Origin of the sequence: Enterobacter cloacae complex sp. SHL021 (assembly GCF_049237765.1) — a bacterium.
GTDB lineage: Bacteria > Pseudomonadota > Gammaproteobacteria > Enterobacterales > Enterobacteriaceae > Enterobacter > Enterobacter cloacae.
In genome coordinates, this window is sequence record NZ_JBMKJG010000014.1 from 53,341 (window position 1) to 71,585 (window position 18,245).

Below are 18,245 nucleotides of genomic sequence, written 5' to 3' on the forward strand. Positions count from 1 at the left end.
CCACTCCTGCTTTTTTAAACAATACGTTTAAGCATAGCAGGAGCGGAAAAAGGAAAGGATCAGGCAAGCCAGCTACGAATTTTGGCTTCAATACCAGCGGCGTCCAGGCCAATTGCCGCGCGGGCTTCGTCCTGAGTACCTTGAGGAATGAAGTGATCCGGCAGACCAAGGTTCAGTACCGGAACGGCTTTACGATTCGCCATCAGCACCTCGTTTACGCCGCTCCCCGCGCCGCCCATGATGGCGTTTTCTTCCAGCGTCACCAGCACCTCATGGGTTTCTGCCATTTCCAGGATCAGGGATTCATCGAGCGGTTTCACGAAGCGCATATCCACCAGAGTGGCATTCAGCGCTTCAGCGACCTTAGCGGCCTCTGGCATCAGGGTACCAAAGTTCAGAATTGCCACTTTCTCACCGCGACGTTTCACCAGACCTTTACCTATCGCCAGTTTATCCAGCGGCTGCAGCTCAACGCCTACCGCGTTACCGCGTGGATAGCGAACCGCGCTTGGACCATCCTGGTAGTGATAGCCGGTATACAGCATCTGACGACATTCGTTTTCGTCACTTGGCGTCATGATAACCATGTCCGGGATGCAGCGCAGGAACGAAAGATCGAATGCACCCTGGTGCGTCTGGCCGTCAGCCCCCACGATGCCTGCGCGGTCGATAGCAAACAGCACCGGCAGCTTCTGGATGGCAACGTCATGGATCACCTGATCGTAGGCGCGTTGCAGGAAGGTGGAGTAGATCGCCACCACCGGTTTGTATCCACCAATCGCCAGACCCGCCGCGAAGGTGACTGCGTGCTGCTCGGCAATCGCCACGTCAAAATACTGGTCAGGGTATTTTTTGGAGAACTCGACCATGCCGGAACCTTCTCGCATAGCCGGGGTGATCGCCATCAGCTTGTTGTCTTTCGCCGCGGTTTCACATAACCAGTCGCCGAAGATTTTGGAATAGCTCGGCATACCGCCGCTGCTTTTTGGCAGACAACCGCTGGTCGGATCGAATTTAGGTACCGCGTGGAAAGTGATCGGATCTTTTTCCGCCGGTTCGTAACCACGGCCTTTCTTCGTCATGATGTGCAGGAACTGCGGGCCTTTCAGGTCGCGCATGTTCTTGAGCGTGGTGACCAGCCCCAGCACATCGTGCCCATCAACCGGGCCAATATAGTTAAAGCCCAGCTCTTCAAAGAGTGTGCCCGGCACGACCATGCCTTTGATGTGTTCTTCGGTGCGCTTGAGCAGCTCTTTGATTGGCGGTACGCCAGAGAAGACTTTCTTGCCGCCTTCGCGCAGCGTGGAGTAAAGCTTGCCGGAGAGCAGCTGTGCCAGATGGTTGTTCAGCGCGCCGACGTTCTCGGAAATCGACATTTCGTTATCGTTCAGGATAACCAGCATGTCCGGCTTGATATCGCCCGCGTGGTTCATGGCCTCAAAGGCCATCCCGGCGGTGATGGCGCCGTCGCCGATCACGCAGACGGTGCGGCGCTGCTTGTTCTCTTTTTCGGCGGCCACGGCAATACCGATACCCGCAGAGATGGAGGTGGAGGAGTGGCCGACGCTTAACACATCGTACTCACTCTCACCGCGCCACGGGAACGGATGCAGGCCGCCTTTCTGGCGGATCGTGCCAATTTGATCGCGACGACCCGTCAGAATTTTATGTGGATAGGCCTGATGGCCCACGTCCCAGATGAGCTGATCGAACGGGGTGTTGTAGACGTAGTGCAGCGCAACGGTCAGCTCGACCGTGCCAAGCCCGGAGGCGAAATGTCCGCTGGAGCGGCTTACGCTGTCGAGCAGATAGCGACGCAGCTCGTCGCACAGCTTCGGCAGGTTCTCTTTCGGCAACAGACGCAACTCCTGGGTGGAGTCAACTAACGCCAGTGTCGGGTATTTGGCAATATCAAAACTCATCAAAGGCTCATCGAGATAGTGTGTTTATTTATCACGCTGGATTATATAGTCCGCTAGCGCTTCCAGTGCCGAGGTATCGAGAGACTGCGCGGCCAGTTCATTCAGCGACTGGCGGGCTTCCTCTATCAGATCCCGGGCTTTACGCTGGGCTTGCTCAAGACCCAGCAGGGCGGGGTAGGTACTTTTGCCAAGCTGCTGATCCGCACCCTGACGTTTACCCAATGTTGCAGTATCGCCCACCACATCCAGAATGTCATCCTGAACCTGGAACGCCAGACCGATACTTTCTGCGTATCTGTCCAGAATCGGCAGGGCTTTGCGCCCCTGTTCACCCGCGCTCAGTGCGCCCAGGCGTACGGCGGCACGGATGAGTGCGCCCGTTTTATGCCGGTGAATACGCTCCAGCTGTTCCAGATTAACCTGACGTCCTTCTGCCTCCAGATCCAGCGCTTGCCCACCGCACATGCCGGCAACGCCGCTGGCCATCGCCAGCTCGGAAACCATTGCCAGACGGTCGCGATCGCTGACTTCTGCCATCGGCGCATCGCTCAGAATAGAGAATGCCAGCGTTTGCAGGGCATCCCCCGCCAGGATGGCATTCGCTTCGCCAAACTTAATATGGCAGGTTGGCTGACCGCGACGCAGATCGTCATCATCCATCGCCGGTAAATCATCGTGGATCAGCGAGTAGGCATGGATGCACTCAACGGCGGCAGCCGGGGCGTCCAGCGTAGTATCGCTGATACCAAACATATTGCCGGTGGCGTAGACGAGGAACGGGCGCAGGCGCTTTCCACCCAAGAGTGCGCCATAGTGCATGGCCTCAACCAGTGGAGTGTTCTGAAAAGGTTGTGGCGCAATAAAACGGCGCAGGGCGTCGTTGGCGCGTATGACTCGCGCCTGAAGCTCGTTAGCAAAATCCATTTACTCGGCGTCCGGTGTGAAAGGCGTTGTCTTAGCGTCTTCGCTATCGGAAAGCAGGATCTGCACACGCTGCTCGGCCTGCTGCAGTTTAACCTGCCCCTGGCGCGCCAGCTGCACGCCACGCTCGAATTCGTTGAGCGCCTCTTCCAGCGGTAAATCACCGCTCTCAAGGCGGGTGACGATCTGCTCCAGTTCACTCAGCGCAGTTTCAAAACTGGCCGGTGCGTCGTTCTTCTTCGGCATAGTGAATTGACTCTTATATTCTCAGCCCCGACATGGTAACGGACTCGGGGCAATTATCAAATAACGCGCAATGTGCACAGGAACGGCGCGATGGTGGTATACTTGCGCGCCTGGATGCAGCCACGGGTGTGGGCTGTAATATTATTTTCCATTACAAGCCTTAATACGCTTGCCTAAGAAACATTGCCGCCATGAAGTTTATCATTAAATTGTTCCCTGAAATCACCATCAAAAGCCAATCTGTGCGTTTGCGCTTTATTAAAATTCTCACCGGGAACATTCGTAACGTTTTAAAACACTACGACGAAACCCTCGCCGTGGTGCGCCACTGGGATCACGTTGAAGTTCGCGCGAAAGATGAAAACAAACGTCAGGACATTCGCGACGCGCTGACCCGTATTCCGGGTATTCACCATATTCTGGAAGTGGAAGATGTTCCGTTCACTTCACTGCATGACATCTTCGAAAAAGCGCTGGTGCAGTATCGCGACCAGATCGAAGGCAAAACCTTCTGCGTGCGCGTGAAGCGTCGCGGCAAGCACGAATTCAGCTCTATCGAGGTGGAACGTTACGTTGGCGGCGGTCTGAACCAGCATGTTGAAACGGCGCGCGTGCGTCTGACCAACCCGGATGTCACCGTGAACCTGGAGATCGAAAACGATCGCCTGCTGCTGGTGAAAGGGCGTTACGAAGGTATCGGCGGCTTCCCAATCGGTACCCAGGAAGATGTCCTGTCCCTGATTTCCGGTGGTTTCGACTCTGGCGTCTCCAGCTACATGCTGATGCGTCGCGGCTGCCGTGTGCATTACTGCTTCTTTAATCTGGGCGGCGCGGCGCATGAAATCGGCGTGCGTCAGGTGGCACACTATCTATGGAATCGCTTTGGCAGCTCGCACCGCGTGCGCTTTGTGGCGATCAACTTCGAGCCAGTGGTTGGCGAAATCCTGGAGAAAGTGGACGACGGTCAGATGGGCGTGGTCCTCAAGCGTATGATGGTGCGTGCGGCCTCTAAAGTAGCGGAACGCTATGGTGTGCAGGCGCTGGTCACCGGTGAAGCGCTGGGTCAGGTTTCCAGCCAGACGCTGACCAACCTGCGTCTCATCGACAATGTCTCTGACACCCTGATCCTGCGTCCGCTGATCTCTCACGACAAAGAGCACATCATCGATCTGGCGCGCGAAATCGGCACTGAAGATTTTGCCCGTACCATGCCAGAGTACTGCGGCGTGATTTCGAAGAGCCCGACGGTCAAAGCGGTAAAAGCGAAGATCGAAGCGGAAGAAGAGCACTTCGATTTCAGCATTCTGGATAAAGTGGTGGAAGAAGCCTCCAACATCGACATCCGTGAGATTGCCCAGCAGACCGAGCAGGAAGTGGTTGAAGTTGAAACCGTGAGCGGTTTCGGTGCCAACGACGCGATTCTGGATATCCGCTCCGTTGATGAGCAGGACGACAAGCCGCTACAGGTGGAAGGGGTGGAAGTAGTTTCTCTGCCGTTCTATAAGCTGAGCACCAAATTTGGCGACCTCGACCAGAGCAAAACATACCTGCTGTGGTGTGAGCGTGGGGTGATGAGCCGCCTGCAGGCGCTGTATCTGCGCGAGCAGGGCTTTGCGAATGTGAAGGTGTATCGCCCGTAGTTTTTTGCGGGGGGGTGTGGCTTGATGCCTCACCCCGACCCTCTCCCACGGGGAGAGGGCGCAAACATTAAAAACGGCAACCTGAGGTTGCCGTTTTGCTTTTACCTACCGCCACCCGGCTTTTCTTTGCACTACTCTTCATAGTAGTTATAAATCCCCGCCGCCATCACCAGCGTTGAGGCGACTTCGTAGGCTTTCTCACGCCCGACCAGCAGGTCAACAATCTTTAAGCCAAAGTCTATCGCGGTACCTGGCCCCTGGCTGGTGAGCAGGTTGACGCGCGGATCCCAGACGACGCGTTTATCCACCCACTGCTCTTCCGGGATGGTCTCTTTCAGCCCCGGGAAACCGGTCATGTTACCGATGGGAAAGATATTATGCGGAACCAGCACGGTACCGGCGGCGGCACAAATGGCAGCAACGATACGTCCCGACAGATGAAACTGTCTGACGGTTTCGACTAACAGAGTGCTGTCGCGAAAATACTCCGCCCCTTTCAGGCCGCCGGGCAGCACGATGATGTCATAGTCCCCGTCGGCCACCTGTACCAGTGGCGCATCCGCGAGGAGTTTCACTCCTCGGGAGCAGGTAATAGCCAGGTTGCCATCGCTGGCGACGCTGGCGGTGGTGACCTGAATGCCGCCACGCACCATGATATCGATGGTGGTGACCGCTTCTGTCTCTTCGCTACCAGGGGCGAGGCAAACCAGTGCCGACGCGCTCATATTCACTCTCCTTACGTTTTACCAGGTCATACAGGCGGGCGTTTTCCGGCACAATGATACCGTGTGCGCGGGCGCGTTTTAGCAGATAGCCAGTGATGTAGTCGATTTCCGTGTGGCGTAGCGCCCGAACATCCTGCAACATGGATGAGATATTTTCTGCCGTACTATCAATAACCTGCTCAACATAATAGCGTAAATCATCCGCCGATGTGTGTAAGCCTTCACGCTCGATCACCGAGGCGACCTCGGCACATAGGGTGGCAACCTCCTGCGGATGGTGCTTCAGTTCCCCGTTCGGGCAGTCCCACAGCGCCGTCAGCGGATTGATCACGCAGTTAACCGCCAGCTTACGCCACAGCTGAGGGCGGATGTTGTTGTGCCAGGCCACGTCCGGAATCACCGTTTGCAGGGTGTCTGCCAGATAACTGTAGTCGCCGTCCTGGTCCCGGGCAGGTCCAATATGCGTGACGCCGCTGGCGACATGCACAATGATATTGCCGTCACGGCGTGCGGCGTGCGTGGTGGTGGCCATCAGCAGCGGCTGCACAATGCTTTTAAGTTCATCAATCGTCCCCATGCCGTTATGCAGCAATAAAACGGGCGACGTGGGGGGAAGCTGGGCGGCCAGCGCTTTTACTGCATCTGAAACTTGCCACGCTTTGAGCGTCACCAGCAGCAGGTCGCTATGCGCCAGGAAATCAGGATCGTTCGCGGTGAGGGATTCGTTAAAGATACTTCCGTCTTCACCAATCAGGTTTACACTGCAATAGGGCTGAGGTACGCGCAGCCAGCCCTGAACTTCGTGTCCGTGCTTGCATAGGGCGGTCAGCCAGAGTTGACCAAGGGCTCCGCATCCGAGCACTGTAATTTTCATTGTTCCTCCTCACCTGCAACTGCGCCAGGTGTTACGGCCTAAGTATAGCGCCGTCAGCTAAGCTTCTGTTGAGTTATGCCTCGTAGCGGGTATTATGCAACGCAACAAAAATGAAGGGAGAAGAAAAGATGCCATCTTTCGATATTGTTTCCGAAGTTGATATCCAGGAAGTTCGCAACGGCGTAGAAAACGCAACCCGCGAAGTTGAGTCACGTTTCGATTTTCGTGGCGTTGAAGCCTCGTTTGAGCTGAACGATGCCAATAAGACCATTAAGGTGCTGAGCGAATCTGATTTCCAGGTCAACCAGCTGCTCGATATTCTGCGTGCCAAGCTGTTAAAACGCGGCATTGAAGGGACCTCGCTGGATGTACCGGAAGAGTTCGTGCACAGCGGTAAAACCTGGTTTGTTGAAGCCAAACTGAAGCAGGGCATTGAGAGCGCGGTTCAGAAGAAAATCGTTAAGCTCATCAAAGACAGCAAGCTGAAGGTTCAGGCGCAGATCCAGGGCGAAGAAATTCGTGTTACCGGAAAATCCCGTGATGATCTGCAGTCCGTCATGGCGCTGGTGCGCGGCGGCGATCTGGGACAACCGTTCCAGTTTAAAAACTTCCGCGATTAAAACGAAAAAGCCCGGTTTAACCGGGCTTTTTTTCAGGCTTTCAGCGCCTGTTCAACTTCAAAGCGGTTTGTCACCTTACTGTCTATTTTGACATACGCGCTGCGCTCTTCTGCCGCGAGAAGCACTTCACTCACGCCCTCTGTCGATGCAAGACGCTGTTTCAGCGCATCGTTGATCTCAACGTCGTCAGGAATTTCTACCCGCAGGCTACTGACGTAGCGCGGCTCTTTCATGGTACCGGCAACCAGCAGCCAGACCGTCGCCAGCAGTGCGCCTGCGAGGAAGATGGTTTGGGAATCAAACAGGCCGTCGACCCAGCCGCCGAGGGCACCGCCAATGGCCACGCCGATGAACTGGCTGGTGGAGTAAATCCCCATCGCCGTGCCTTTATAACCGGCAGGGGATTCTTTGCTGATTAGTGACGGCAGCAGGGCTTCCATCAGGTTAAACGCCAGGAAGAAGAGCTGCACACCGGCAACCAGTTCCCAGAAGTGGGGGCCAGCGCCCCAGAGCACGATCTCGGCAATCAGCAATACCGCCACACAGCCGATGAAAACGCGCTTCATTTTGCGCTTCACTTCGGCATAGATAATAAACGGTACCACCGAGACGAACGAAATCACCATCGTCACCAGATAGATTTTCCAGTGTTCTGCCGCCGGGAAACCTGCGGCAGCCAGCTGACCGGGCAGGGCGACAAAGGTCGACATCAGCAGAATGTGCAGACACATAATGCCGAAGTTAAGCTTCAACAGGCGCGGCTCAACCAGTACCTTGCTAAAGCAGCCTTTGACCATCCCGGATTCACGGTTGAGGACGTGGTTTTTGCTGTCCGGTACCACCCACAGCGTTAAGGCAATACCGATGGTCGCCAGCACGGCAATCATCCAGAACAGGGCGTGCAGGCCAAGCGTGTGGGTAATAATGGGACCGAGCACCATCGCAATCGCAAACGTGACGCCAAAGCTCACGCCAATAAATGCCATCGCTTTGGTACGGTTCTGTTCACGGGTTAAATCCGACAGCAGCGCCATCACGGCGGCGGCAATCGCTCCGGAGCCCTGCAGGGCGCGGCCAAGAATAATTCCCCAGATGGAGTGGGAGAGGGCGGCGATGATGCTACCGAGCACAAAAACCAGCAAACCACCGACAATGAGCGGCTTGCGGCCGACGCGGTCAGAGAGCAGACCAAACGGGATCTGGAATACCGCCTGAGCCAGACCATAAATACCAATCGCCAGGCCAATCAGCGCTTCGCTGGCGCCCTGCAATGCCATGCCGTATGTGGTCAGAACAGGCAGGACCATAAACATGCCAAGCATCCGTAGCGAGAAAACAGTCCCTAAACCCCAGGTCGCACGCAGCTCGCCCGGTGTCATTTTATAATCGTTCATTGCCACCTCAATTCAAAAGCAGGCCATAGTGTAGTGCGGGGAAGGGGCGGGGTAAATAAAGGGTTATTTAACAAATATTACATGCGTTATTGATAGATTCAGTGAATAAAAAAGGGTGCCGAAGCACCCCTTTATTCACCTGTTGTGGCTTACCAGACGTAAGTCAGCAGGTTATGCGAATCCGGCACCATAAAGTCCACGGACATCATCACGGACAGCGAGGTGATGGCAACAATCGAGAACACAAACAGTTTGCGAGCCCAGACTTTGTCATCTTCCACTTTGTAACCGCGCAGGGCCATACCGAGCCACCAGACGCTTACCGCTGCGGCCACCGCCAGATATTTATACCCGGCGTAACCCCCCAGCGAGAGCATCAGCGTTGCCACGGCAAAGGCGATGATGTACAGCGTGATGTGGTTCTTGGCAACGGAAATACCTTTCACGACCGGCAGAACCGGAATGTTCGCTGCCTGATAATCCTTAAAGCGGAAAATCGCGATGGCATAGGAGTGCGGCATCTGCCACAGGCTAAAGATAGCCAGCAGGATCAGCGCACCGCTGTCGAACTCGTTCGTGACGGCGCAGTAGCCAATCACCGGCGGCGCAGCGCCGGAGAGAGAACCAATCAGCGTGCCGTAGACGGAGTGACGCTTCATATACAGGCTGTAAACGCCCACATACACCACGAACCCCATCACCCCCAGCCAGCAGGCCAGCGGGTTAGCACCAAACCACAGCAGCATAAAGCCAGCAATACCCAGCAAGGTGGCGTACACCAGCGAGACGGAAGGGGCGATCAGGCCTTTCACCAGCACCCGATTTTTGGTCCTTTCCATCTTCTTGTCGATATCCATGTCGATGTAGTTGTTAAATACACAACCGGACGCAACAACCAGTGACACACCGACCAGCGTGTAGATAAAGAGGGTGTAATCAATGCTGCCTTTGGAGGCCAGCAGGAACCCTCCGATCACGGAGATCAGGTTGCCAAAGATGATGCCTGGTTTCGTTACTTGCAGGTATTGCTTAAACATACTCGCCGCTCTTAGTGAACCATCATGTTGTAGTTAAGGTTCCACATAATCCAGATGGAACCGACTACCAGGATAGCGATGATAATCACGGTAAAGATGAAAGCCGTCATGTTCCAGCCTTCATCGGACTTGGTGTTCATGTGCAGGAAGCAAACCAGATGCACCAGAATCTGAATCACCGCGGTCACCAGGATTGCACCCAGAATAACCGGCTTAGACGCAGAACCGCTCATCACCATCCAGAACGGGATCACCGTCAGGATGATCGACAGGATAAAACCTGTCATGTAGGTTTTTACGCTACCGTGGGAAGCGCCATGATCGTTTGAATGACTCATTACATCGCCCCCATCAGATAGACAACAGAGAACACACAGATCCACACCACGTCCAGGAAGTGCCAGAACAGGCTCAGGCACATGATACGGGTACGGTTAGTGCTGGTCAGGCCGCGACGGGAGATCTGGAACATCAGAACCGCCATCCAGATCAGACCGGAGGTCACGTGCAGACCGTGGGTACCGACCAGTGCGAAGAACGCAGACAGGAAGCCACTGCGATCCGGCCCGAAGCCTTCCATAATCAGGTGATGGAATTCATAGATTTCCATCCCGATGAATCCAGCACCAAACAACCAGGTCAACGCCAGCCAGGAGACAACCTGGCTCTTGTTGTTTTTGTACATGGCGATAGCCGCCATGCCGTAGGTGATGGAGCTGAATAACAGCAGTGCGGTTTCAACCAGAACGAACGGCAGTTCAAAAATGTCCTTGCCGGTCGGGCCGCCCGCTGTGCCGTTCACCAGAACGGCATAGGTTGCGAACAGACAGCAGAACAGAATGCAGTCGCTCATCAGATAGATCCAGAAACCGAAGACTTTCGTCGGTCCTGTATCGTGGTGCGCATGTTCATGCGCGTGGGCAGTCGAGTGCGCCAGAGTATCAGTTGCCATTTTTCAGCCCCGCTTTAGAAATCTCGTCGAAATGCTGATTTTCCAGCTTTTCAACTTCACGGACTGGTACGTAGTAGTCCACGTCCTCGTCAAAGCTCTTCACAATCCAGCTGATTACGATGCCAGCGAAGCCAACAATCGCCATCCACCAGATGTGCCAGATCATTGCGAAACCAAATACCGTTGCGAAAGCGGCAATCACGATGCCCGCTGCGCTGTTTTTCGGCATATGGATCTCTTCGTAATGGTCAGGTTGCTTGTACGCTTCACCTTTTTCTTTCATTTCCCAGAATGCATCACGTTCGTGAATGTGCGGCACTACGGCAAAGTTATAGAACGGAGGTGGAGAAGAGGTCGCCCACTCCAGCGTACGGCCACCCCATGGGTCACCGGTCAGGTCGCGGTTCAGGTTACGGTCACGAATGGACACATAGTACTGAATCAGCTGGCACAGGATACCGCAGGCAATCAGCGCGGCACCGCCCGCTGCAACCATCAGCATTGGGTGGAACTGCGGATCGATCTGCTGGCTCAGACGACGGGTCATACCCATGAAGCCCAGCACGTACAGCGGCATAAATGCTACGAAGAAGCCAATGATCCAGAACCAGAACGCGCGTTTACCCCATTTCTCGTTCAGCGTGAAGCCGAACGCTTTTGGCCACCAGTAGGTTACGCCAGCGAAGCAGCCGAAGACCACACCACCGATGATAACGTTATGGAAGTGCGCAATCAGGAACAGACTGTTGTGCAGAACGAAGTCAGCACCCGGTACCGCCAGCAGTACGCCGGTCATCCCACCTACGGAGAAGGTGACGATGAAGCCGATGGTCCACAGCATCGCTGAGTGGAACACGATACGGCCCTGGTACATGGTGAACAGCCAGTTGAAGATCTTCACCCCGGTAGGGATGGCGATAATCATGGTGGTAATACCGAAGAAGGCGTTTACGTTCGCGCCCGCACCCATAGTAAAGAAGTGGTGCAGCCAAACGATGAACGACAGAACGGTAATACAGACGGTTGCCCACACCAGAGAGGTGTAACCAAACAGACGTTTACGCGAGAAGGTTGCTGCGATTTCGGAGAACACACCGAAGACAGGCAGAACCAGAATGTACACTTCCGGGTGACCCCAGGCCCAAATCAGGTTGATGTACATCATCATGTTGCCACCCATGTCATTCGTGAAGAAATGGGTGCCCAGGTAGCGGTCCAGGGTCAGCAGCGCGATGGTGACGGTCAGAATTGGGAAGGATGCGATAATCAGTACGTTGGCGCACAGAGATGCCCAGGTAAATACCGGCATCTTGAACATGGTCATACCAGGTGCACGCATCTTCAGGATGGTCACGAAGAAGTTGATACCGGTCAGGGTGGTACCGACACCGGAGAGCTGAAGCGCCCAAATCCAGTAGTCAACGCCAACGCCCGGACTGTACTCAATTCCTGACAGCGGTGGGTAAGCCAGCCAGCCGGTCTGAGCGAATTCGCCCACGCCCAGTGACAGGTTAACCAGGATAACGCCGACAACCGTAAACCAGAAGCTCAGGTTGTTCAGGAACGGGAACGCAACGTCGCGCGCGCCAATTTGCAGCGGAACGACAACGTTCATCAGACCGATAACCAGCGGCATCGCCACGAAGAAGATCATGATAACGCCGTGAGCGGTAAAGATCTGGTCGTAGTGGTGCGGTGGCAGGAAGCCGGCTTCACCCGCAGACGCGAGTGCCTGCTGGCTACGCATCATGATCGCATCCGCAAAGCCACGAATTAACATGACGATACCGACGATGCAGTACATGATACCGAGTTTTTTGTGGTCAACCGAAGTCAGCCACTCGTTCCACAGGTAGCTCCACTTACCGAAGTAAGTGATCAAGGCCAGTAAGGCCGCGCCACCGATGATAATGGCAGCCACCGTAACCATGATAATCGGTTCATGGTAGGGCACTGCATCCAGTGTCAATTTTCCGAACATTTTCTTCCTCGGCCCCTTAGTGAGCGGTTTCCGCGTGGCTCATGTCCATGCCTTCCATACCTTCGTGCGCGCTATGCTCGCCTTCAGGCTGGGTCATGTCCATGCTCTTGCCGTGATCCATAAATTTGCCAATAACGTCTTTGAACAAATCAGGTTTCACGTTAGAGAAGTACTCCACCTTGTTGTATTCGCTAGGTGCAGCCACTTTTTCGAACGCCGCCATGTCAGACATGGTGTTTGGAGACTGCTTCGCTTTTGCAACCCACTGGTCGAAAGCGGCACGGTCCGGCGTCGCAATAGCTTTGAACTTCATACCTGAGAAGCCCGGGCCGCTATAGCTGGCGGAGATACCATCATAGGTGCCTGCTTCATTCGCGATCAGGTGCAGGTTGGTCTGCATACCAGCCATCGCGTAAATCTGGCTACCCAGACGTGGGATGAAGAAGGAGTTCATTACGGAGTTGGAGGTCACTTTGAACTGAACCGGAGTGTTCGCCGGGAAGGCGATTTCATTCACGGTAGCAATGCCCTGCTCTGGATAGATGAAGAACCATTTCCAGTCCATGGAGACCACTTCAATGGTAATTGGTTTTTCATCGTGAACCAGCGGTTTGCTTGGCTCAAGTGCGTGAGTGGTTTTCCAGGTCAGCACAGCGAGGAACAGGATGATCAGAATAGGAACCGTCCAGACCACAGCTTCCACTTTATTGGAGTGTGACCAGTTAGGGCTATACTTCGCATCTTTATTGCTCGCACGATACTTCCAGGCGAAACCAACAGCCATCAAAATGGCTGGAATAACCACAATCAACATCAGGCCAAATGCCGTCAGTATCAGTGAACGTTGTTCCAGTCCAATCTGTCCTTTGGGGTCAAGTAGTGCAGAATCGCAGCCACTGAGTAATACAGTGCCTGCGAATAATGACAACCATCCCAAACTTTTATTGTATTTCCTGAGTCTCATTTAACGACCTCAATTCCACGGGAGTCTGGTGGCGTTTAAAGTGTGGGGGCATTTTACGGGAAGGTTACATTACTGTAAACATCATTAGGCCTGTGTCAGGAAGGTGTTACCGGGTTCTGCCGCACGTGTCACAAGTGTTGCAAATTATGTCGGTTTTTATGACCGAAGCCGCATGGCATGGGCTTTATAACGAAAGGACCCCCAAGCATACCCTAAAAGGGGCAATTGGTATAACCATTGTTAAAAATAAACAAAAAATTAACAATTAATTATCAATAAAAAGACAATTAAAAAACGAAAATTCAATCTTTCCCAAGCTGAATCGTTTAATGAAAAATAGCCTGAAAGAAATGGCTCCAATAATTTCCGAATCCTATCCCGCACAAAACAACAAATATTTTTTTTAGCGTTTGTCGGTTATTTCACCGTTATAATTTCAGCCGGTGATTACAACGGGAAATAACCTTTCGCTTTTATCTTCAGGTTGTCTGCGTTTTACGCAGAGCCAGAAAATCGAGCAGCCCACCGAGCAGGATCCCGACGACCGCCAGCAGGGCGCCGACATCAAGGAGAAGGGCTTCAAGAGGAAGCACCAGGGGGGTAGTGGCATTGATGATAAGCACCACGAGCCATAACCCCAGCGCCAGACATCCCACCATTAACAGGCGTAGCGCAAAACGGTAGGCGCGCTGATATTCCGTTCGCGGCATAAAGTGTTCTGTTCGCTGGGTATATTCCAGCGTCTGGCGGCAGACCAGCAACAATAAAATGCCTGGCACGGCTGCAACCACGGAGAAGAGATAAAACGTTGGCCAACCGTGCGCTTCAACAAACCAACCGGCAATCGGCCCCACATATACGCGGCCCACGGCAGAAAGCGCCGAGAGCAGGGCGAACTGCGTTGCAGAAAACGACTTGTTGCAGAGCGTCATCAGCAGGGCGACAAACGCCGCGGTACCCATTCCGCCACACAGGTTCTCAAAGAACACTGCTGCCGCCATGCTAATCATATGTTTATCGGTAATCGACAGCAGCCAGTAACCCGCGTTAGACGCCCCCTGCAGAATGCCGAAGATCAGCAACGCCCGGAACAAGGTCAGGCGCTGCATCAACACCCCGCCGTAAAGTGCGCCGACGATAGTGGCAAAGAGCCCGAGGGTTTTGTTAACCACTCCCACTTCACCGGCATCGAACCCGACGCCGCGGATCAGGAACGTGGTGGTCAGGCTCATCGCGAAGGCATCACCCAGCTTATAAAGGACGATGAGCAGCAGGATCAGCCAGGCATTGTTGCGGCCAAAGAAATCACGCAGCGGTTCGGCAACGGCCTGCTCCAGAGAACGGGGGACCGGAATCACGTCGCTCGGTTCAGGGGCGAGGAGGGTGGCAATAATGCACGGGATCAGCAGGGCGGCCATCAGCCAGTACATGCCCTGCCAGCCCAGATAGCGGTCAGCCAGCCACAGCGCCAGCCCACCAGATACCAACATGCCGAGGCGATAGCCCAGCACGCTGATGGCTGCACCGGCTCCACGCTCTTCTGCGGGTAACACGTCCGTTTTCCAGGCATCAAACACGATATCCTGTGACGCGGAACAGAAGGCGATCACCACCGCAAGCGCCGCCATCCAGCGAAGCTGTGTCGACGGCTCAAGGAATCCCATGGCGGCAATGGCCAGCAACAGCAGGACCTGCGTCATCACCAGCCAGCCACGACGACGGCCCAGGAACGGCGGGGTGTAGCGATCCATCACCGGTGACCACAGGAACTTAAAGACATACGCCTGGCCGACGAGGGAGAAGAAGCCAATGGTTTTGAGATCGATATTCTCAACCGTCATCCAGGCCTGCAACGTGCCGGAAGTGAGCGCGAGGGGTAAACCGGAGGCAAAGCCAAGGATCAGCAGAATGGCTGATTTGGGTTGCTGGAAAATGCGTAAGTAATGACTGGACATGTTCTTAAAAACTGACCCGGTAAAACACCGGGTCAGTCAGCAGGATTAACGCGCGTTTTGCTTGATAAAGTCGTGAATGCTGGTGTCCTGCGCCATATCGGCGATGGTATCGGTCAGCACGCTGTTTACGGCGTTAGCAATGTTCTGGTTAGAGGCCTGGAAAGCACCTTCTACGGAGTAGCTGGCGCGATAATTTTTGGTCATCTTGTTGCCGTTCTTCGCGGTAGCGATGATGGCGATGTCCGCTTTGGTGGAGATGTTGTAGCGCACGTTACCCTGGGAAACGTCAGCGTACAGGTTGTTAACGATGATCTGCAGATCAACCGCGCCGCTTGGGCCAATCATGTAACCACGAGAGGTCATCTGTTTCTCCAGCACTTCCTGCAGCAGGAAACGCAGGTCACGGGAAGCGGTCAACGTCACCAGCTGGTTGTCGCGGGTCACTTTCGCCAGGGCCTGATCCTGACGCTGATCGGCACCGTTAATGCTCACGGTCACGCCCATCAGGCTTGGATCCTGCTGAGGCAGCGTGATTTTTGGTGAGACATCAATAGTTGTTGGCGGGGTAGCGCAGCCTGCCAGCATAAAGAGGGCTACCAACGGAAAGAAGAGTTTTTTTAACATTTTCGGGTTCTCAACGAATCGTAAGCATATAGAGAGAAAAATTGCCGCCATCATAACATCGCTAACGGCCAGGGGAAGTGGTCAACGCATGTAAATTCATCGCCTTGTCTGAAAACTGACCAGTTCGCCCTTTTTCTCAACCTGTGTGTGACAAAACGTATGAGCCTCACAGTGAACTTCATTCGTTTGAATGAGAAAATAAGACGAAAGCTAAATATTTGTTGTCTTGTTGTAATGGAACCGGTAAAAGCGGCTAACATTTAAAGGGATGGGTGACATCCTGGCGTTGTCGGAGGAGTAATTTCATGATGATACGTGAGCAGATAGAAGATAAATTAAGGGCAGCGTTCAACCCTGTGTTCCTCGAAGTCGTCGACGAAAGCTATCGTCATAACGTGCCGGCAGGTTCTGAAAGCCACTTCAAAGTGGTTCTGGTTAGCGATCGCTTCACGGGAGAACGTTTCCTGAACCGACACCGCTTGATCTACAGCACCTTGACGGAAGAACTCTCCACAACCGTACATGCGCTGGCATTGCATACCTACACCATTAAGGAGTGGGAAGGCTTGCAGGATACGGTTTTTGCATCCCCGCCTTGTCGCGGTGCAGGCACCATCGCCTGATAAATCGGATTTGCAACCGCTGGAGTTTTTCCAGTATGTTGCTTACAGATTTCCTCAAAACGGCCTTCGGGCCGTTTTGTTTTGTCTGAGTTTTGAGCGGATGGTGCGATTTTAAGGCTAAAAATAGCCTTAAAGTGTGAAAAAAGCCGCAGCAACATGCCCCAACCGTTCTCGACTCACCTAAGTGATGCCGCTATAATGCCGCGTCTTATTGAATGTCTTCGGGATGATTCTGGCGACAGGGAATGTGAATCTGCACTAAGAGAGCATCCCGGTAAAACAGACAGATTCAGAGTTGACCGAGCACTGTGATTTTTTTGAGGTAACAAGATGCAAGTTTCAGTTGAAACCACTCAAGGCCTTGGCCGCCGTGTAACGATTACTATCGCTGCTGACAGCATCGAAACTGCTGTGAAAAGCGAGCTGGTCAACGTAGCAAAAAAAGTACGTATTGACGGCTTCCGTAAGGGCAAAGTACCAATGAATGTTGTTGCTCAGCGTTATGGCGCTTCCGTGCGTCAGGATGTGCTGGGTGAACTGATGAGCCGCAACTTTATCGATGCGATCATCAAAGAAAAGATCAATCCGGCCGGTGCGCCGAACTACGTTCCAGGCGAATACAAACTGGGCGAAGACTTCACCTACTCTGTAGAGTTCGAAGTGTATCCGGAAGTAGAACTGAAAGGTCTGGAATCTATCGAAGTTGAAAAACCGATTGTTTCCGTGACCGACGAAGATGTTGACGGCATGCTGGATACCCTGCGTAAGCAGCAGGCTAACTGGAAAGAGAAAGAAGGCGCTGTTGACGCTGAAGACCGCGTCACCATCGACTTCACCGGTTCTGTAGACGGCGAAGAGTTCGAAGGCGGCAAAGCGACTGACTTCGTACTGGCAATGGGTCAGGGTCGTATGATCCCGGGCTTCGAAGACGGTATCAAAGGCCACAAAGCGGGCGAAGAGTTCACCATCGACGTGACCTTCCCTGAAGAGTACCACGCTGAAAACCTGAAAGGTAAAGCAGCGAAGTTCGTCATCAACCTGAAGAAAGTGGAAGAGCGCGAGCTGCCAGAACTGACTGAAGAATTCATCAAGCGTTTCGGCGTGGAAGATGGTTCTGTTGCCGGTCTGCGTACTGAAGTACGTAAAAACATGGAACGCGAGCTGAACGGTGCTGTGCGTAACCGTGTGAAATCTCAGGCTATCGAAGGTCTGGTGAAGGCGAACGAAATCGACGTTCCAGCTGCGCTGATCGACAGCGAAATCGACGTACTGCGTCGTCAGGCTGCACAGCGTTTCGGTGGCAACCAGCAGCAAGCGATGGAACTGCCACGCGAGCTGTTCGAAGAGCAGGCAAAACGCCGCGTTGTTGTTGGTCTGCTGCTGGGCGAAGTGATTCGTACTCACGAGCTGAAAGCTGACGAAGAGCGTGTGAAAGGCCTGATCGAAGAGATGGCTTCTGCATACGAAGATCCATCAGAAGTTATCGAGTTCTACGGTAAGAACAAAGAGCTGATGGACAACATGCGCAATGTTGCCCTGGAAGAGCAGGCTGTTGAAGCGGTACTGGCGAAAGCGAAAGTGACCGAAAAAGCGACCTCTTTCAACGAACTGATGAACCAGCAGGCGTAATTTCGCCCCGAAGGTTTAAAGTTTGAACAAAAACCCGTTGCCTTCCGGCAACGGGTTTTTTTTATCGCACCAATAGCCCAGGAAGGGTGCTAAAACGCCCTTTCGGTGTTAGCGTAACAACAAAAGGTTGTTATGCTT

17 protein-coding genes are annotated in these 18,245 nt (G+C 53.8%); 4 read left to right on the forward strand and 13 right to left on the reverse strand.

Annotated features, from left to right (window positions below; genetic code table 11):
* Window positions 1–59: 59 nt before the first annotated feature.
* Genes dxs through xseB form a run of 3 tightly spaced genes read right to left on the reverse strand, consistent with a single transcriptional unit; the run spans window position 60 to window position 3,089 of the window.
* Entirely contained in the window at window positions 60–1,922 is a 1,863-nt protein-coding gene (dxs, locus tag ACOTZF_RS15300) for a 1-deoxy-D-xylulose-5-phosphate synthase (protein ID WP_129252893.1), read from the reverse strand.
* A 24-nt stretch (window positions 1,923–1,946) separates the two neighbouring features.
* Window positions 1,947–2,846 carry a (2E,6E)-farnesyl diphosphate synthase gene (ispA, locus tag ACOTZF_RS15305; protein ID WP_014830869.1) on the reverse strand — a complete coding sequence of 300 codons (900 nt, stop codon included), beginning with the start codon at window positions 2,844–2,846 and terminating at the stop codon, window positions 1,947–1,949.
* Complete coding sequence (xseB, locus tag ACOTZF_RS15310) at window positions 2,847–3,089, reverse strand: exodeoxyribonuclease VII small subunit (RefSeq protein WP_008503331.1); 243 nt, start codon at window positions 3,087–3,089, stop codon at window positions 2,847–2,849. It lies immediately after the preceding gene.
* A 191-nt stretch (window positions 3,090–3,280) separates the two neighbouring features.
* Between xseB and thiI the strand changes: the two genes are divergently transcribed.
* Complete coding sequence (thiI, locus tag ACOTZF_RS15315) at window positions 3,281–4,729, forward strand: tRNA uracil 4-sulfurtransferase ThiI (protein WP_013095844.1); 1,449 nt, start codon at window positions 3,281–3,283, stop codon at window positions 4,727–4,729.
* Between the two features lie 131 nt (window positions 4,730–4,860).
* Here the strand turns inward: thiI and yajL are convergent, their stop codons facing one another.
* The gene (yajL, locus tag ACOTZF_RS15320) at window positions 4,861–5,454 is read right to left on the reverse strand and encodes a protein deglycase YajL (protein WP_013095845.1); all 594 of its coding nucleotides are present in this window, start codon (window positions 5,452–5,454) and stop codon (window positions 4,861–4,863) included.
* Window positions 5,417–6,328 (reverse strand): 2-dehydropantoate 2-reductase, encoded by a 912-nt coding sequence (gene panE / locus ACOTZF_RS15325; RefSeq protein WP_102752433.1) that lies wholly within the window; start codon window positions 6,326–6,328, stop codon window positions 5,417–5,419. The genes yajL and panE overlap by 38 nt, the downstream gene beginning before the upstream one ends.
* Window positions 6,329–6,456: 128 nt before the next feature.
* On the opposite strand from panE, the gene ACOTZF_RS15330 reads away from it, so the two are divergent.
* Entirely contained in the window at window positions 6,457–6,948 is a 492-nt protein-coding gene (locus ACOTZF_RS15330) for a YajQ family cyclic di-GMP-binding protein (protein ID WP_008503327.1), read from the forward strand.
* A gap of 32 nt (window positions 6,949–6,980) precedes the next feature.
* Here ACOTZF_RS15330 and ACOTZF_RS15335 read toward each other — a convergent pair whose 3' ends face one another.
* The 8 genes from ACOTZF_RS15335 to ACOTZF_RS15370 form a co-directional block, all read right to left on the reverse strand.
* On the reverse strand, window positions 6,981–8,342 hold the full coding sequence (locus tag ACOTZF_RS15335; protein WP_129318131.1) for an MFS transporter: 1,362 nt from the start codon (window positions 8,340–8,342) through the stop codon (window positions 6,981–6,983).
* 149 nt (window positions 8,343–8,491) lie between these two features.
* Window positions 8,492–9,379: a heme o synthase gene (gene cyoE, locus ACOTZF_RS15340; RefSeq protein ID WP_013095848.1), complete on the reverse strand. Its 888-nt coding sequence runs from the start codon at window positions 9,377–9,379 to the stop codon at window positions 8,492–8,494.
* A gap of 11 nt (window positions 9,380–9,390) precedes the next feature.
* The gene (locus tag ACOTZF_RS15345) at window positions 9,391–9,717 is read right to left on the reverse strand and encodes a cytochrome o ubiquinol oxidase subunit IV (protein WP_006176899.1); all 327 of its coding nucleotides are present in this window, start codon (window positions 9,715–9,717) and stop codon (window positions 9,391–9,393) included.
* The gene (locus ACOTZF_RS15350; protein ID WP_003859057.1) at window positions 9,717–10,331 is read right to left on the reverse strand and encodes a cytochrome o ubiquinol oxidase subunit III; all 615 of its coding nucleotides are present in this window, start codon (window positions 10,329–10,331) and stop codon (window positions 9,717–9,719) included. The genes ACOTZF_RS15345 and ACOTZF_RS15350 overlap by 1 nt, the downstream gene beginning before the upstream one ends.
* On the reverse strand, window positions 10,321–12,312 hold the full coding sequence (gene cyoB, locus ACOTZF_RS15355) for a cytochrome o ubiquinol oxidase subunit I (protein WP_013095850.1): 1,992 nt from the start codon (window positions 12,310–12,312) through the stop codon (window positions 10,321–10,323). Before cyoB ends, ACOTZF_RS15350 begins: the two co-directional genes overlap by 11 nt.
* A 16-nt stretch (window positions 12,313–12,328) precedes the next feature.
* Complete coding sequence (cyoA, locus tag ACOTZF_RS15360) at window positions 12,329–13,276, reverse strand: cytochrome o ubiquinol oxidase subunit II (RefSeq protein ID WP_013095851.1); 948 nt, start codon at window positions 13,274–13,276, stop codon at window positions 12,329–12,331.
* Window positions 13,277–13,755: 479 nt separating this feature from the next.
* A complete protein-coding gene (gene ampG / locus ACOTZF_RS15365; protein WP_038985373.1) occupies window positions 13,756–15,231 on the reverse strand; it encodes a muropeptide MFS transporter AmpG in 1,476 nt (491 codons plus the stop codon).
* 45 nt (window positions 15,232–15,276) lie between these two features.
* Window positions 15,277–15,855 (reverse strand): lipoprotein, encoded by a 579-nt coding sequence (locus tag ACOTZF_RS15370; RefSeq protein WP_013095854.1) that lies wholly within the window; start codon window positions 15,853–15,855, stop codon window positions 15,277–15,279.
* Window positions 15,856–16,160: 305 nt separating this feature from the next.
* On the opposite strand from ACOTZF_RS15370, the gene bolA reads away from it, so the two are divergent.
* Window positions 16,161–16,478, forward strand: coding sequence for a transcriptional regulator BolA (bolA, locus tag ACOTZF_RS15375; protein WP_013095855.1), 318 nt, complete (start codon window positions 16,161–16,163; stop codon window positions 16,476–16,478).
* Window positions 16,479–16,808: 330 nt separating this feature from the next.
* Complete coding sequence (tig, locus tag ACOTZF_RS15380; protein WP_013095856.1) at window positions 16,809–18,107, forward strand: trigger factor; 1,299 nt, start codon at window positions 16,809–16,811, stop codon at window positions 18,105–18,107.
* The last annotated feature ends 138 nt before the right edge of the window (window positions 18,108–18,245 follow it).